Annotated in this window: 12 protein-coding genes and 2 pseudogenes; 10 read left to right on the forward strand and 4 right to left on the reverse strand. The window is 55.5% G+C overall.

Annotation, left to right across the window (positions count from 1 at the left end):
• Nucleotides 1-544 precede the first annotated feature (544 nt).
• The 4 genes from K6I40_RS00975 to K6I40_RS00990 all read left to right on the forward strand — a co-directional run bounded on the left by K6I40_RS00975 (nucleotide 545) and on the right by K6I40_RS00990 (nucleotide 3,905).
• A complete protein-coding gene (locus K6I40_RS00975; RefSeq protein WP_222913207.1) occupies nucleotides 545-838 on the forward strand; it encodes a PadR family transcriptional regulator in 294 nt (97 codons plus the stop codon).
• A 429-nt stretch (nucleotides 839-1,267) separates the two neighbouring features.
• Nucleotides 1,268-1,684 (forward strand): VOC family protein, encoded by a 417-nt coding sequence (locus tag K6I40_RS00980; RefSeq protein ID WP_222913209.1) that lies wholly within the window; start codon nucleotides 1,268-1,270, stop codon nucleotides 1,682-1,684.
• Nucleotides 1,685-2,033: 349 nt separating this feature from the next.
• The gene (locus K6I40_RS00985; RefSeq protein WP_222913211.1) at nucleotides 2,034-2,204 is read left to right on the forward strand and encodes a hypothetical protein; all 171 of its coding nucleotides are present in this window, start codon (nucleotides 2,034-2,036) and stop codon (nucleotides 2,202-2,204) included.
• Between the two features lie 516 nt (nucleotides 2,205-2,720).
• On the forward strand, nucleotides 2,721-3,905 hold the full coding sequence (locus K6I40_RS00990; protein ID WP_222913213.1) for an aminotransferase class I/II-fold pyridoxal phosphate-dependent enzyme: 1,185 nt from the start codon (nucleotides 2,721-2,723) through the stop codon (nucleotides 3,903-3,905).
• Between the two features lie 112 nt (nucleotides 3,906-4,017).
• Here the strand turns inward: K6I40_RS00990 and K6I40_RS00995 are convergent, their stop codons facing one another.
• Nucleotides 4,018-4,509, reverse strand: coding sequence for an MOSC domain-containing protein (locus K6I40_RS00995; protein ID WP_222913216.1), 492 nt, complete (start codon nucleotides 4,507-4,509; stop codon nucleotides 4,018-4,020).
• 259 nt (nucleotides 4,510-4,768) lie between these two features.
• Between K6I40_RS00995 and K6I40_RS01000 the strand changes: the two are divergent.
• Nucleotides 4,769-6,425 (forward strand): annotated as a pseudogene (locus K6I40_RS01000) (transposase).
• A gap of 361 nt (nucleotides 6,426-6,786) precedes the next feature.
• Here K6I40_RS01000 and K6I40_RS01005 read toward each other — a convergent pair.
• Nucleotides 6,787-7,866: a pyridoxal-phosphate dependent enzyme gene (locus K6I40_RS01005; protein WP_222913218.1), complete on the reverse strand. Its 1,080-nt coding sequence runs from the start codon at nucleotides 7,864-7,866 to the stop codon at nucleotides 6,787-6,789.
• 190 nt (nucleotides 7,867-8,056) lie between these two features.
• Here K6I40_RS01005 and K6I40_RS01010 point away from each other — a divergent pair, with 190 nt between their 5' ends.
• The gene (locus K6I40_RS01010) at nucleotides 8,057-9,025 is read left to right on the forward strand and encodes an asparaginase (RefSeq protein WP_222913220.1); all 969 of its coding nucleotides are present in this window, start codon (nucleotides 8,057-8,059) and stop codon (nucleotides 9,023-9,025) included.
• A gap of 38 nt (nucleotides 9,026-9,063) precedes the next feature.
• Here K6I40_RS01010 and K6I40_RS01015 read toward each other — a convergent pair whose 3' ends face one another.
• Nucleotides 9,064-10,179, reverse strand: a complete 1,116-nt coding sequence (locus K6I40_RS01015; protein ID WP_222913222.1) for an alanine racemase — start codon at nucleotides 10,177-10,179, stop codon at nucleotides 9,064-9,066.
• Nucleotides 10,180-10,780: 601 nt separating this feature from the next.
• Between K6I40_RS01015 and K6I40_RS01020 the strand changes: the two genes are divergently transcribed.
• The 4 genes and pseudogenes from K6I40_RS01020 (at nucleotide 10,781) to K6I40_RS01035 (ending at nucleotide 15,469) form a co-directional block, all read left to right on the forward strand.
• Nucleotides 10,781-12,385, forward strand: a complete 1,605-nt coding sequence (locus tag K6I40_RS01020) for a transposase (RefSeq protein ID WP_222913223.1) — start codon at nucleotides 10,781-10,783, stop codon at nucleotides 12,383-12,385.
• A 369-nt stretch (nucleotides 12,386-12,754) separates the two neighbouring features.
• The gene (locus K6I40_RS01025) at nucleotides 12,755-12,949 is read left to right on the forward strand and encodes a hypothetical protein (RefSeq protein ID WP_222913225.1); all 195 of its coding nucleotides are present in this window, start codon (nucleotides 12,755-12,757) and stop codon (nucleotides 12,947-12,949) included.
• Entirely contained in the window at nucleotides 12,946-14,055 is a 1,110-nt protein-coding gene (locus tag K6I40_RS01030; RefSeq protein WP_222913227.1) for a tyrosine-type recombinase/integrase, read from the forward strand. Before K6I40_RS01025 ends, K6I40_RS01030 begins: the two co-directional genes overlap by 4 nt.
• A gap of 173 nt (nucleotides 14,056-14,228) precedes the next feature.
• Nucleotides 14,229-15,469: pseudogene (locus K6I40_RS01035) on the forward strand (transposase).
• Nucleotides 15,470-15,510: 41 nt separating this feature from the next.
• On the opposite strand, the gene K6I40_RS01040 reads toward K6I40_RS01035, so the two are convergent.
• Nucleotides 15,511-15,813 carry a hypothetical protein gene (locus tag K6I40_RS01040; RefSeq protein ID WP_255681405.1) on the reverse strand — a complete coding sequence of 101 codons (303 nt, stop codon included), beginning with the start codon at nucleotides 15,811-15,813 and terminating at the stop codon, nucleotides 15,511-15,513.
• Nucleotides 15,814-15,903 lie beyond the last annotated feature (90 nt).

The raw sequence follows: 15,903 nt of genomic DNA on the forward strand, positions 1-15,903 counted from the left end.
AGATTACATAATGGTTGTGGAATTTGCATACTGCATCATAGGGAACTTCGAACTCGGTTCCTCGCGCAAGCAGACTCCGACACGTCCGAGCGTATTCGTGTTGTCGACAACCTCCAGTGGTCATACCTCGCGCCGTCGGCACAGATTGAATCTAGTAGGCGGACGACGAGTACGGAACTGAAACTAAACAATTCGTCGCTACCGAAGACGGTGAGAGCCATATCTCAATGATAAATGTACCGTTCGTTCGTCGACGAACTCGAGCGCAAGGAGATAATCCACACTCGACTCGATGTCGGCTACTACGAAGGAACGACGAGCAGTGCGAATCGACATGCTATCACAACAAATCGAATTCCGATTGCCCAATTTCGCTTCACGACCGTCGCTGGTATCGATAGCGAACACTGGTGTGCCGCCGGATCGTAGTCTCCCTCGAATCCTCATCGAGGAGCGAAGACGGTCCCAAACGCGTCCGACACGTCAGATCTTTTCTATCATCTGGTCTCGGAATCCTTATACACCGATAGAAAGAAATGCCGATATGTACGATCTCACTGGCTTCCAACGTGACCTGCTGTACACGATCGCCGGCCAAGACGAACCACACGGACTCGCGATTAAAGACGAACTCGAGGAGTACTACGAGAAAGAGATCCATCACGGGCGACTCTATCCGAACCTCGACGAGATCGTCGACAAGGGCCTCGTCGAGAAGGGCGAGCTCGACCGGCGGACGAATTACTACACGATCACGGCCCGCGGCCGACGTGAACTCGAGGCACGCCGAGAGTGGGAAGACCAATACGTCGTCGAGTTGCTCTCAGAGTCGGAGTAACGGGACTGGTATCGGCCACCCCGACACGCTCGATTCTTGCGTGTATTGGTCGTGAACTGCCCGCCGTTTTGGAGCACGGAGAGCCGTCATCATCGGCTCTCATCGAGATCCGACTCGAATATGGAGCCAGAAAGAATGCGTACGTGACATCCGTCAGGGGTGTCTGGCGTCAATGTTTCATCAGACTTGCCACTCGTTTCAGCTCGCTGACCGGCTGCGAACACGGAGAAGCCAGGCGTCGTTGCGTTGGGGACGACCTGTCCGCGGCCGTTTTGACGACCTCGGTGACCAGTTCCGCCTACGTTTCGCTTTCCTCGTTGATCCGATAAATCGGTGTGGGAGTGGTTGCTTACGGGAAATAAGACCACTTTCAGTTTGCTAGGTGAACGTATTTGTCGACGAACGATGTTGAGGAAGACGGAGGAGAATATGATTGAAAAACTCCGTCTCACCACCCGTCTCGTCGATGACCAAGACGAAGCGCTGCGCTTCTACACCGAGAAGCTCGGCCTTGTGAAGAAAGCAGACGAGCCATTTGGATCCGATAACCGCTGGGTCACTGTCGCCCCTGAACAAGACGATACCGTGGAGATCGTCCTCGAACTCCCCGGCTGGTCCGAGGACGAGGAAGAGGCCGACCGTCGAGCCGCAATGGTCGGTGAGCAACCGGCACTCGCCTTTACGGTGGATGATTGCCAGGCAACGTATGAAACGCTACGCGAACGTGGTATCGAGTTCACAGCCGAGCCTCGAGAACAGCCCTACGGCATCGAAGCCATCGCACGTGACCTCTATGGGAACGGCGTCGTCCTCGTCGAACATACACCAGAGACAGAGGCAACATAATGCGGTTGCCTACATGCAGGCGCTGTATCCTCGCCCTACTGCGTCCTCAGAACGCTTCGTGTTCTGATATGCGAACGAGAGCGAAGCTCTCGTTAACGCTAGCGGTCACTTCGATCCCTGCGTTGCTCCTTGAGGATGGGGCAGTAGCGCCTGCATGTAGGTAATCGATAACGTCGCGGCCACGTTCGCGTTTATAAGCCTCGGATACGCCATTATCGGTGTGAGAAGGACGTGAGCAGGACGTTGTTTGGCGTCGTCACTGGACTGGCGCTCGTAGGTGCTGGCAGCGGATTCCTCCTGACGAGCGTACCTCTTTGAGTAGTTCCCGTCTCCGCTTGTGATTCGCCCGGTGAGCGATATCGTCGGTCTCGGCGCGACGTTTCTCAGCGTCGGTGTGGTGCTGGCGGGTGGAGCGGTCGCATTCGCTCTCGCAACCTGTACGCCACCGACTGAATCGGAGTTCGAGGCTGCTGAGCAACCGCGTTCGCTGAAAGAACACCCAGCTGATCAGCTCGATTAATGACCTCACAGAGGGACGTCTCTCCTCATTTGTCCCAGACTGTCGCCGATATTTTGGCACCTACCAGAAGTTGAGACCACGTTGTCCAATGCATATGGGATTGGCATTCGTCTATCACTTCATTTTAACAAGTCTTCACTGGAAAGCCGATATAGAGAAAGTGCGAACCTACCGCTGTTATTTCTGTCAGCTGACGCTTCCTCTTGGAGCATACAATGGTTAGCAACCACCGACTCGCTGACCCACGTCCAAGTCGGGTTTGGGGTTCTGGCCATCCTCGCCGGGAACTTCACACCTATCCTTCGCAACTGAGAACAGTCCTGTGAACACCCCTCTAAATCGGGTCTAAGTGGGTCCCGTGAACACCCCTCTAAATCGGGTCTAAGTGGGTCCCGTGAACACCCCTCTAAATCGGGTCTAAGTGGGTCCCGTGAACACCCCTCTAAATCGGGTCTAAGTGGGTCCCGTGAACACCCCTCTAAATCGGGTCTAAGTGGGTCCCGTGGAGAGTATCTGATGACACGACACAATAGCCAATCCGACAGGAATCGATTCGCAACCATCGCAGTCGGCGCAGCTGAAACCGAGACGCACCCTCATAGAGATGGAACGAACGACGTCGTCCCGCCGATCCATCTTTCGACTACGTTCGAGTGGGCCAGCGGGAAGGACGCCAATAAACACGACTATTCGCGCGAGAGCAATCCGACGCGGGCAGCCCTTGAAGAGCAGTTAGCCTGCCTCGAAGGCGGCGAGCATGGGTTGGCGTTCGCCTCCGGAATGGCCGCCACATCGACAACGATGCTGTCGCTAGCCCCCCCGGGAGGCCACGTCGTCTCCTCGGACACCATCTATAGCGGAACCGAAAAGCTGCTCACGGAACACATGGCCGGACATCTCGGCGTTGACATCGACTTTGTTGACGCCCGTGACCCCGACAACGTCGCCGATGTAGTCAACGCGAACACTGACTTGATCTGGGCAGAAACACCGTCGAACCCCTTGATCAGGTTGTGCGATATCCAAACGATAGCCGACATCGCCGATGACCACAATGCCTTGTTCGGCGTGGACAGTACCTTTGCGAGTCCGTACTGCCAAGCCCCGCTCGAACTGGGTGCCGACATCGTTGTCCACAGCACTACCAAGTATCTCAACGGGCACTCCGACTCGATCGGTGGTGCCGTTATCACCGACGATGAGGGAGTTTACGAGCAATTGGCGTTCGCGCAGCGAGTTGGGCTTGGGAATATGCTTTCGCCGTTCGACTGCTACCTCGTTGCGCGAGGCATCAAGACGCTGCCCGCGCGGATGGAGCATCACGAGAAGAACGCAATGGCAGTTGCCCGGTTCCTCGAAAGCCACGATCGGGTCGCTCGTGTTCACTATCCGGGTCTTGAGAGCCACCCGCAACACGATCTTGCGAGTGAGCAGATGTCGGGGTACAGCGGGATGCTGTCCTTCGAGTTCGATGGGACACTCATCGAACTTGAGGCGTTCGTCGAGGGACTTGAGGTATTCACGCCGGGAGCCAGTCTCGGTGGGGTCGAGAGCCTTGTTGAGGTCCCGTCACTAATGATCCCTGATGAGTTCAGTCGGAGTGAGGAGTCAGCGGAGATTCCCGAGACGTTGGTTCGGGTATCCGTTGGCCTCGAAGACGCCGATGACCTCTGCCGAGATCTCCGGACGGCGCTACCGTAGGCGAACGTCCCCGTTCCTCCCGACCGTCCCGATCCGCAAGTTGGTCACTTGTCCACCGGATGTGACAGCCACAAGCGGGAAGCTGAACTGTCTCAAAACAAGAGAGTGCAAATTATTCGAGTGGTTCGATTACGTCTCCGGGGCGAATCATCCCATCCTCGAGAATGTCCACTCGGAGCCCACCTCGGTGAGTAAGTGCCTGCAAGACGCCGTCCTGAGTGATGCGCTGAAGATGATTACACGGTTCACACAGCCGATCACCTCGACAGATGACATCACCGACTCGGAATCGTTGTCCAACGAGATGATTGAGTGCGACATCACGGGTTTCGATGTTTCGTCGGTGTTCTCCCGGTGTGAGTTCGATTCCTGCTTCACGTTCGATTGCTGTTACAGCCTCTTGCTCGATCAACGTGAGGTCGTACCCATCGTGGCGTTCCTCATCTGGCTCCCACTTGACGAAGGTTCCCGTCTCAATCTCGCTAAAGTAGCGATCACCTCGGAGTCCCTTTCCGGCAACTGCTTCAACGTCGGTTTGTTCTTCCATCTCCGCTTCGGCTTCAGGTGCGATAAAAACCCGTTCGACAGTTCCGCTCCCAGTCATGTATGCTATGCGCGTTTAGCACAGCATAAACACTTGGATGTAGGTGCTGTTGACAAGGTAACTCAGCGGTATGTCTGCAAACCATACCGAATGGCTGGTTCATTGACTTCCAAGTGAAACCGTGCGCTGAACTCATCCTCTATATTCAGCAGGCTTCGCTTGACAGCTATCGGAGGAATCGATTGCTGCGCCGTTACCTACTTGACCTGTACTGAGCAGTATAGATAGGCTCTTGCGCTCGAGTCAAAAGCGTTCGCCAATGGCCTCGACACAGGATTCGCGACGCGATGTCTTTCGAGCGATCGCAACGGATTCGTACCGAGAGTGGCCAGCGTACGACACGACAAGGTTGTACGATCGCAGTTCGCTCGGGGCACTCGAAGAAGATATTCGGACTGTCGCATTGGTCTGGTTTGCTCGCGAAGACCACAACTCGGTTGACGAGTTCATTTGTGAACTCCCGTTGAAATACGCTGATCTGACTCCACATGATCAGTACGACGAGCCAGCAACGTACGCAATGCGAACGCTGGCACGGGCGTTTTTGCTGAAAGAAGCCTACGGCTGGGATCATGAAACAGCACTCCTCAAACACCTCAAAAACCGGCCATCGATCCAACAGCAGCTTGGCTTCGAGACGGTTCCCGATCAATCAACACTCTGGCGGACGTGGCACTGCAGGTTCCCACCTGATCTGCGGGAGACAATCAAGAAGAGCGCACGAACCGTTCTCATCAACGCCAACAGGGAAGGCAGCGACGTTCCCAGAGACCCGCTTCGTAACTCTGAGAGCCATGAAGAGACCAGTCCCACCGATTACGAAGTGCTCACCCATGCAGACGAGATTACTGAACAGGTGAGTCATATTGTTTATCCGGCGTTCTCGCTCAATCGCGGAGACAGCTGTGAGATTCATCCGAACGCGTTCTGGGATCTCCAGACGTATCTCGGGCTCCGAGAGAACCTGGCGGCGAACGAAGGAGCACGCAGCTTTCTCTATGACTCTCAGCGGGACCGGACACCGTTGGGACACGCTCATCGAGCGCACATCCGTGGTCTCTCGATCGAGTCGGTTCGCGAGATGTATCACGAGGCATTGCAGCGGCTCATCGACCAAGTGTCGGAGACAGATGCTTTCCACCGTGCTGGATCTGTTGCAATCGATACGACCGAGGCAGAGCCGTTCACAGACGATCGAACGGGCCACGAGGACGAGATTTTCGGCACAAGGGATGGTGACTATGCCTACCAGTGGGCGACCGTACAGTTGGTTGGAAAGGCTGTTCCATTGGTGCTAGATGCCCGGCCGATCCGAAAGGGAGAGAGTCGTCGCAAGATCATTGAGGACCTGCTAGACTCCGCGAAGGACCTTGTTCACGTCGATCGTGTGTTAATGGATCGAGCATTCGACAGTCAGCATATCCTCGAAGAAATCGATCAACGCGGACTCGGATACGTTGTTCGAAGCGGATGCACACGAGTGAACGAGCTCAAGCAAAGCGTCTACTTCGGTGGGATCAAGATCGCTATGTCACTGACCGCAAACTGCACTTGGGAAGGAATGAGTGGCATGAGACGACACTGATCTACGACGACGAGAGAACGCGGAGAGTTCCGATTACACGCAGTATAGCGTTTTTATGACGAACTGTCGTCCAGGAGCAGTTCATTTCTATGATTCGCGGTGGGAAATCGAGAGTGGCTATAAGTGTATCAAGCGGTTCATGGCAGCGACGACGTCGAAGAACTTTGTTCTGCGGTTCTTCTATTTCGCCTTTGCGTGTTTGCTGTATTCGATCTGGCGAGCTGTTGATCTTCTCGTGCAGATCGAATTGACTGGTGAGTACGAGCATACGCCACTGGTAACGGCTGATAACACGCTCACGCTGCTGAAGAAGGAAACAGGAATTGGGTGAGGAGCCACTCTACCCGCGTGAAAGAGCTGTTTCTGAGTGGCGACACTGAAGGGGATCTCGGAAGATCGCCGAACCTATTTTTCTGATTAATAGAAATTAGCGGCTGAGGTGGAGTCTGAAGTATCACCGCTGGACTGTTTTGTCTGAATTCACGCTCTATAGGCCTGCTAAACCTACTGTAGTCTTATCTCACAGCCTCGGAGGATGGATTTGTTGTGCGCCTTTCTTTCGGCGTGATTCGTAGTGGACTACCTGCTCAGTACATTTGCGAATTTACCAGTGGAACTAACCTTGATACAGATTGTGTTCCAAAACTACATTGGAAACAGAGCGCAGACATCTCGATGAATGCTCCGTCAGATTAAGTCTTCATCCCATGTCCAGTGAGGGGCATCACCACGTCTGCATCTTTCGCAAGCGTTCCGCTTTCTCGATACGCCGCAAGTGCCGCAGGTGCGATTGCAGAGGTTGGTTCCACGTAGAACCCTTTCCTGTGGAGGCGATCTAACTCCGTCTGCACGGCATCTTCCGCAATGGCAATCGCATCACCATCGGTCTCAGCAATCGCATCTAGGAGCTGTTGTTTCCGCGTCGGCTCCCGTATCTGGATGCCGTCCGCGACATCATTCTCACCCTCGGGGACCTCGTGGAGTTCGCTCGCAATCGGAGCGTAGCCGGCGGCTTGCGCACCGAGTAGACGCGGAACTGAATCAATCCATCCCGCTTCAGACAATGCCTTGAAACCACGGTACACGCCCAGGAACAGGGTCCCATGACCGAGTGGCATCACAATCGCATCAGGGACGCTCCAGTCACGTTGGAGCGCGACCTCGTACGCGAACGTCGCCGTTCCTGCGAAGAACGCTGGACTCCACGAATGACTCGCGTACCACGCGTCGCCAGATTCGACGGCATCGATGCAGGCATCAGTCACAGCTTGGCGTCCGCCTTCAATTCGAACAGGCGTCGCACCAGCCCGTTCGATCGCTCGGAGCTTCGACTCTTTCACCTCCGCTGGGACGTAGATCTCCGCATCGATGCCTGCTTGGGCGGCGTAGGTTGCGATGGCAGCACCAGCGTTCCCCGACGAATCTTCGACGACTCGATCTGCGCCACACGCTATCGCGTGGCTAATAGTCGTGGTTGCACCCCGATCCTTGAAGCTCCCCGTCGGGGAGACGTATTCGAGCTTGAACTGGGCGTCCCAGGTCGATGATGGGATCAGCGGCGTCATTCCTTCGCCGAGAGAGGGACCTTTCTCGACGGGAATGAACATATCAAAAGACCAGAGTCCGTCTCGCGTGTCGAACTGACCGGGGTCTGGCCGGTCGTACTCCGGAAGCGGTTGCTGAGCGAAGTCGAGGACACCGCCACACTGACACCGCCACTGATCGCTGTATGTCCGGCCACACGAGGAACAGACAAGTTCTGGGGTAGTCATACTCTCTCTTTGTCACTGGGAGTCATATGAACACCGATAGCGGTAGCGCGACGTCTTGACCGAAGACGGAAGGGGTCTCATACTCTGGAGCGGCTCTGGTGGAAAGAGGACGCACTGATCGTTCTCTCCCAGCAACGTCCCGAGTAAGGCAATGAGAGGATATTAGAGATTCGCGTCGAAAGCCCTGGCAATGTCAGTAGTTGTCATTTCTACCGGTGGGACGATAGCTTCAACCAAGGACTCTGGTGGTGGAGCCAGTCCTGAATTGACCGGTGAAGACCTCATCGCAAGCGTCCCAGGGCTGAGCGATGACATCGAGTTGACTACAGACGACTTCTCGAATATTCCCAGTCCACAGTTCTCTATCAGCCAGATGTACAGGCTCAGTGAGCTGGTAGCCGAGTATGACCGTGATGATACAGTGGATGGTATTGTTGTTACACAGGGAACAGACACCCTCGAAGAGGTAGCGTACTTCCTTGACCTCTGTTACGATGGCGAGACACCTGTCGTATTCACGGGCGCGATGCGAAACCCATCGCTGGCGAGTCCTGATGGTCCAGCCAATCTCCTCACGGCCATTCGAACGGTGACGAGCGACGGTGCTCGTGGACGTGGAGTCCTTGTCGCTTTCAATGATCAGGTTCACGCAGCCAAGCTCGTCACGAAGACCCACTCGATGAGACTAGATACGTTCCAGTCGCCCGAGCTGGGCCCGCTCGCCGTTCACGACGAAGAGACGATCCGATGGCGAGCCAGCGTCGATCCGACCCCGACAATCGACGTCGATCCGGAGACATTGACGAACGAGGTCGCTGCCCTCACGGTGACAGCAGAGATGCCCCCTTCGCAAATGCCTGAACCGGGTGATTTCGAGGCGGTAGTACTGGCAACTACCGGTTCGGGCCACATTCCGCCAGGGATCATTCCCCCGCTGGAAGCCCTCGCACGAGAGGATCTCCCACTTGTAGCTACGACGCGTTGCCCGGAGGGGAGACTCGCCAGGTCAACATACGATTACCGTGGTAGTGAGCAGACACTGTTGGACTTGGGCTGTTACTTCAGCGAGCGAAATCTGCAGAAGACGAGAATCGCGACGGTTGTCGCGCTCGCTGGTCGCAGCGTCGAGACCGTGTTTGACCGACCCGCAGGGGAGTAACGATTCGGTGCCGACTAGCCCGAATCCATTCGTTGCTGTTAGCGGACCTTCCCTCTCGCCTGCACCTCCCATAGCTCCTCGACCTGGTCGTCTCGGGCGCCGATGATGAGGTCGTGGAGGTTGATCGTCGTGCAGACGTGGGGGACGATGAACTCCAGCCGGTCGCCCACTGCAAAGGACTCGTCCGAGTTGCTGGTGTCGATCCACCCATGTTCCTCACTGGCGTTGGCGTATTCGATATCGTCCCGATTCTTCGGGACCGGCATCTGTGGTTTGTCCAAGGAGAACGTCTTGCTGCCTCCGTCAACGACGAGCCGGTCGTTGTCCGGCACGGAGATGACCGTAGTGATGACCGTCGCTGCGCAGTCGTCCTTCGATACCTCCCATGGGCGGAGTTCGAGTTCGCCAACATCGTTGAAGGGATACATCCCCGGGTTGATCTCGGTGACCACCGGATGCTTGCCACTGTACCTCGACGTCGCCGTCCCGCCGACCTTCACCTCGTCTACGGGAATTCCAGCGGCCTCGATGTCGTCGACTACGTCCTCGGCAAGCTCCATCGCCTCCCTGCACAGTTCGTCGAATTCCGATTCGGTCTCCGCTTCAGCCTTTACGTGCGACTCGTACGCGAGGATGCCGTCGAACTCCAGATTGGCCGCTTCGTCGATTCGTTCCGCGAGAGCAACGGCCTCAGAGCCAGGAGCGACGCCAGTCCTGTGCAATCCCACGTCGACTTCGAGTATGACGTCGGCCGTTATTTCGTGGTCTTGAGCGGCGTCCTGAAGAATGTCTATCGTCGCGGCTGAGTCGACCGTCGTTGCCAATCTCTCGGCCTTCTGTGAGAGCCAGCAGAACCAGTTGAGTTTTTGCTCGCCGACGACCTGATAGGATAGGTAGATATCGTCGATCCCGTTTCGCGCCATCGTTTCCACCTCGCCCAGCGTTTGACAACAGATTCCACCACCGTCGGTCATCTCGTCCTCGAGTGCTGCGAGTTCGGCGTTCTTGTGCGTCTTGATGTGGGAACGGAGCATTACGTCGTTCTCGTCGGCAAATGCCACGTATTCTTCGATGTTACGCTCCATCGCATCGATGTCGACGAGCAAGGCCGGAGTTTCTAGGTCCTCGACCGGCCGATAAAGCGCCGGCGCCATCTCATCCGTCGTCCAAGCAGGCATAGTCCAAGGTAGAGTGCCTCGAGGTATTAATCCGTAGGGAGACACAAGAGATGTAGAAGAGTTCGTTCGAAACTAGCTTACCGAATTACCTTCAAAGGGAGGAGGTCTCTCCACCGGACACCCCCCAAAACGCCTATCCGGGGGTGGGAGAACGCTCGAGATCCCGAGAATGCGATGTAGCCTTTGAAGATAGCCACGAGCGGAAGAGCTGCTCGGAACGGAGTGGGGTCAAGGGGTAGAAGAATGAATACCATGCCGACGACGCCACCTATCGAGACGAGGAATACTTTCCGGCCTGGTTGTATCGTAACCCGCCTTTTTTCGTCATGAGCGCTCCGACGCCAGCGAAGAGAGCTATGTTCCCCTTCGATATGTAGCCACAGTGTCCACTCTTCGAGCATTGGCATATGTAACACTCAGAGACTAACCTCATACTGGTTATCACGCAACCCAATAGGTCCAGTTCTGATGAATGACTAATACACCCTCTGTACTGAACGAGTCGACAGCATCTCTCGCGGTGGCGGAGTGACCGTGGAGCACGTCGCTTGTCTGACTGGCTTGTTGGGTGACGATTATGGTTGGTCAGAGACGGCTGTTGACTGAAGCGTACCTTGTTGGGGTGGAACTCAGGACGGCGCTCGAAAGCGGGCAATCGTTTTGTAACGATCTTCGAATGCTGAGGGACTCGTTCGATGTACTCGATGACGGCTATCCCGAGTGGCATCCAGCCCCTCATTCCTTCGAGGGGATGGTGCGTTTGTTTCTGTACCGGGAACTCACGGGCGAGAGCTACCGCACGCTCACCACGTATCCCGAACTGGCCGATGCGTTTAGGCTCGAAAAGGTCCCTGACGAATCGGTGCTCTCGCGGACCTGGCGCAACCGATTCGACGATGCCACGAGGACATTCGTCACCACAGCTGCACACTACGTCGTCAAAGAAATTCACGACCATGACATCGACGCCCCCGAGGTTCGGCCAAAAGCAGAGGTCGTGACCTCAAACCAGGACCCGAATACGTTTCCGGATAACGACGTCAAGGACGAATCAAGCGAGTTCACTGACGAGCAAATCCAGCGGACGACCCGCCTGGCTCGTGATCATGGCTTCGACGAATTTGATTCGGGTCGTGCCGCGAACGCCACCTACGAGGATACGCAGTTCTTCGAATTGCAGACGTTCATGGGCATGGTTAGCTGCGGAACACCCCAAGGTGCCAACCGCTTCCAGTATCGGCACGGGCCGGACAGTAGTCCTCATGGTGATACGCATCTCAGAGCAGTCAAGCGATTCGAGCCGGAAACGCTGATCCAGGGTTTCGACGCGGCGACCGAGCAAATTATCTCGGTTATCGACTCTGAAGCATCGTTCCGTCGACCGGTTACCACTGCAATCGACATCACGACCATCCCATACTACGGCGACGTCGAGGGCATGTCGATGGTCAGCGGTACGAAGAATAAGGACTGTCGGGCGTTCAAATTCGCGACCATATCGATTATCGGGCAGAACATCCCGTTGGTCTTGGGAGTAGAGCCGATCAGGGAGAGTTCGGAGTGGGATAGTAATCCATCGAATGAGATTCATCGTGTCGTCCGACGCCTGGTGAAACGAGCCCAGGAACACGTCCCCATCGAGACAGTGCTGTGCGACCGAGAATTCGACTCACAGCAGGTTTACCAGACGCTCTCGAACCTCGGCGTGAACTACCTGATTCCCAAGCGAATCAACAGCACCGAGCGGGAAGTCATCGAGACGATGGACGACGACGAACAAGAGGTCGCAGTAGAATCAGCTTCCGTCCACGTCGAAGCTGGAAACCACCCGATGCGGTTCTTGTACGTGCCCTCGACGAAAGGCGATGGCACGGCGGTTTTCGCGACGAACCTCAGCGTCGGACCAGACGAGGCAGAGACCTTCTGTCGACGATACAGTCGCCGCTGGCAGATCGAGAACGAGTACAAATCGATTAAGAACGATTTCCTCGCGAAGACCTCCTCGAAGGATTACCGGGTGCGACTGTTCTACTTCGTGTTCGCCGTACTGCTCTACAACGTCTGGCGACTCACCGACTTCCTGTTGAAAGCTGACGTGGATGGCCCGATGGACTATGCACCTGTGCTGACTGCTGGTGAATGCGTTGAGATCGTCGTCTCGGCACTGATTCCACCCGACTAACGGACTGAATCCCGCTGGGACTGCTCTCCCAGAGTGGGAACACTGTTCAGCACCGCCAGAAACCAGCTACTATCTCACACTCTATCGATAGTCCCGGCCAAAAGAACTCAAACCACTGCTGAATCGTCGAATAGAATCACAAGCTGGTGGATACTTGGACGAAAACTAGGACATCCTCCGAAACTCTGTTATCTAAACCACCTACCATTTCATATAGCGTTATTCACTTTACTAAATACGATATCACTCCGTAGGCCGACTGAAAGTGTCGAAAACACGCTCCTTAGCCGATACAGCATTTACTTGTTCAAACAGCAGTTTGACCAAGTAGATTTACATGGGTCGACGCTGTACCCCACAGTGAAAATCATGCAAAACGGAAACTCAGGGGGTTCGACCGGTGAAGACGGCGAGAAGAAGCTCGTTATGATCGCGACTGTCGATGAGGGTCCCGAGGACTGTGTCGACGAGTTCATCGAATCAAATGCTGCTCCAGGGAATCGGATAACGATTCTCGGCGAGAACGACCAACTCGAGTCGACATACACGTTCCAAGGCAAATGACAGCCGATAGAACACGCTCTCGAGATCGCAATTCAGCGGGGAAGACCGTCGAAGAGACGGTCGAACGTTACCTCGAGAAGAAACTCGAGTCTGGCGGCAGCCGCGCCACGATGAAACCTGTCCTCAAGGATTTCGCTATGTTCTGTGAGGACGAAGGAATCGAGTTGGTCGCTGACTTAGACTCGGGCGACTGTCGGGAGTACGGCCTCGAGTTGCGCGAGGACTACATCGACGGGGAGATCGCCGGGTCGACGGCGAACACGTACTTTGCCTACGTCCGAGCGTTCCTCTCGTTTTGCGTTCGCGATGAACTGCTCGATACGAACCCCGCACAGACTGAACGCGCCGAGGAGTTCCTGCCCGAAGACAAGCCAACCGGTGAGACGCAGTTCTGGGACCCAGCACAACGCGACCGACTCATCGCCTACGCGAACGAACGCATCGACATGGCTCGTGAGGAGACCATCGACGTCCCGCTTGAGCGGGCCTATCGCGATCGGACCATCGTAATCCTACTCGCTGAGCTCGGACTACGCGGTGCTGAACTCTTTCGCGATCGTAACGACGCTGATCGCGAGGGGCTTTGGTGGGATGATGTTGAGCTCGAGCGTGGCCGACTCGAGGTGTATGGTAAGTCCCGTGAACTCGAACCCGTCGGACTCACTGAGGCTGCACACGACGCATTGTCGCGTCTGCAGCGCGTCCAAGAACCACCGACTGATGACTGGCCACTGTTCCCCACGGATCACGCTGCGAGCAAGTACGCTGCCGTCGACGAGGCCACGGGCGAACGGCCAGAGCCGGGCAGCGATATCGATGCGATCCTCCGCGACCAGGAGATCGCCCCGCCGTCGATCACGAAAGAGGCCGGGCGACAGATCTTGAAACAGTTGACCGATGAGGCTGGTATCGAGGTTGATGGGGACGCTGAGTATCTGCAACCCCACGGTGCGCGGCGTGCGTTGGGTGCTGAATTGTACGAAAAAGGCCACTCCGAACTGGCTCAAAAGGCGCTCCGGCACGAGTCAATTGAAACCACGCACAAGGCTTACAGCGATATCCAGGCTGAAAACGTGGCTGAGAGTATCGACGAGATTCGGGAGTAGTATTGAAATTCGATCCCAATCTAATTTAAAATAGTGCCAGATACAGACGGCTCGAGTTAGCCTACTTTATCAGCGGTACAGGAGAATACCTCGGGGCTTGACCCCGAGGATGAATCCGATAGGCAAGCCGATACAAACCACTAAGTAGACATATTCCAAACACGTAGACAGCGATGGAACACAGTCACCGTTACCGCGCTTACCCAAGCGACGAGGTAGCGATGGCTGCCGAATACCACCTCGACGTTCATCGCCAACTCTACAACCACGTCAAATGGGACTATACGAACAGTCCTGAAGACGACAAGCCAAGCGAATACGCGCAGAACAACAAACTCCCCGACTGGAAACGTAAGTGGTCTGTATTCAGCGAACTTCATTCGAAAGCAGCGCAAGCCACCGTCGCACGCTTCCACCGCAATCTCTCGAATCTTCGAAAAAGAAAGAGAAAGGGTACAAGATTGGTCGGCTCAAACGACAATCTCCAGCCGAGTATCGGAGTGTCACGTACAATCAGTCTGGCTTCGACCTCGATAACAAGAGGGGTCGAGACGGGTTTGCATACGTCCGCTTCAGTAAAATCGGATGGATAAAAATCCGATACCACCGCCCACTCCCCGAACACGTTACTATCAAAGAAATCACGTTCAAGAAAGAAGTGACGGGTGAGTGGTTCGTTTCCTTCAGTCTCGAAATCGACGACGAACACGTTCCAGAGAAAACTGCATTGGACACGCTTGATGCGAGCAACAGCGTAGGAATCGACCTTGGCATCCTGAATTACATCCACACGAGCGACGGTCAGACAGTGGACTGGCTCGACCTCGAAGACAAGTACGAACGACTCCGCCGAGAGCAACGCAAACTCTCGCGGAAAGAACACGGGTCGAGCAACTACGAGAAACAACGACAGAAGGTCGCCAAAGCGAAGCGGGAGATTCGTCGGAAAGTATTGGACTACCAGCACAAGTTGACGACATGGCTCGTCAAAGAGTATGACGCCGTGTTCGTGGAAGACCTCAACGTAGCTGAGATGCTTCAGGGAGACGGGAATGCTCGCAACAAGCAGGATGCTGCGTGGAGACAGTTCATAACACTCCTCGAATACAAGGGCGATTTGTATGGTACTCACGTCGTGCAAGTGCCTGCTCGTGGAACAACCAAAGAGTGTGCATCCTGTGGCGTAGAGACTGCGAAACCCATCTGGGTGAGAGAACACTCGTGCCCTTCTTGCGGATTTGAAACAGATAGGGACGCGAACGCGACGATGAACGTCTTGAAGAGAGGCTTTTCTGCATTAGGGCTGGGATGGCCCGAATCCACGCCCGTGGAGACTGTGACCGCTACGGACACCGCTACTTTCCAGCGAGTGTCTGCAAGTCACGTCGTAGAAACGGGAAGCCCCGCCCCTTGAGGGTGGGGTGATTCACCTGGACAGACTTCGCGAGCACCGTGCTATCGAAGCGGTTCGTCATTAGCTAACTGGCGAGTGCGGAACCGCTCCCAATTCCTGTCCGCCCTGACGAGCAGATACGCGACGACGATTGCGACGGCCAACACGCCGTCGACCATAGCCGTGATTGTGGCGTCTGGAGCATCGCTGGCGAAGGTAAACAGATACGTCGCCGTCGAAGCCTTGTGGAAGATCGCGAGTTCCCAGATGCCTGGGTACAGTCGCGGTCGAGAAGCGAGCAACAGAAAGATTCCGGCAAAGACGAGGAGACCAAAGAGTCGCCAAGTCTCGGCGATCACTTCCACGGGGCTGGCTGTACGGACTGCCGTGATGGAGATCACGAACGCATACACCGCGCCGAGAGCGGCAAGGAGTAAAAGACCACTCGCCGTCCA

Origin of the sequence: Natrinema sp. SYSU A 869, from assembly GCF_019879105.1 — an archaeon.
Classification (GTDB): domain Archaea; phylum Halobacteriota; class Halobacteria; order Halobacteriales; family Natrialbaceae; genus Natrinema.

Excerpts from the sequence above, each read along its gene's own strand:
- K6I40_RS01025 (WP_222913225.1), top strand. The coding sequence starts at position 12,755 with ATGCAAAACGGAAACTCAGGGGGTTCGACCGGTGAAGACGGCGAGAAG.
- K6I40_RS01010 (WP_222913220.1), top strand. The coding sequence starts at position 8,057 with ATGTCAGTAGTTGTCATTTCTACCGGTGGGACGATAGCTTCAACCAAG.
- K6I40_RS01030 (WP_222913227.1), top strand. The coding sequence starts at position 12,946 with ATGACAGCCGATAGAACACGCTCTCGAGATCGCAATTCAGCGGGGAAG.
- K6I40_RS01005 (WP_222913218.1), bottom strand. The coding sequence starts at position 7,866 with ATGACTACCCCAGAACTTGTCTGTTCCTCGTGTGGCCGGACATACAGC.
- K6I40_RS00990 (WP_222913213.1), top strand. The coding sequence starts at position 2,721 with ATGACACGACACAATAGCCAATCCGACAGGAATCGATTCGCAACCATC.
- K6I40_RS01020 (WP_222913223.1), top strand. The coding sequence starts at position 10,781 with ATGGTTGGTCAGAGACGGCTGTTGACTGAAGCGTACCTTGTTGGGGTG.
- K6I40_RS00995 (WP_222913216.1), bottom strand. The coding sequence starts at position 4,509 with ATGACTGGGAGCGGAACTGTCGAACGGGTTTTTATCGCACCTGAAGCC.
- K6I40_RS01015 (WP_222913222.1), bottom strand. The coding sequence starts at position 10,179 with ATGGCGCCGGCGCTTTATCGGCCGGTCGAGGACCTAGAAACTCCGGCC.
- K6I40_RS00980 (WP_222913209.1), top strand. The coding sequence starts at position 1,268 with ATGATTGAAAAACTCCGTCTCACCACCCGTCTCGTCGATGACCAAGAC.
- K6I40_RS00975 (WP_222913207.1), top strand. The coding sequence starts at position 545 with ATGTACGATCTCACTGGCTTCCAACGTGACCTGCTGTACACGATCGCC.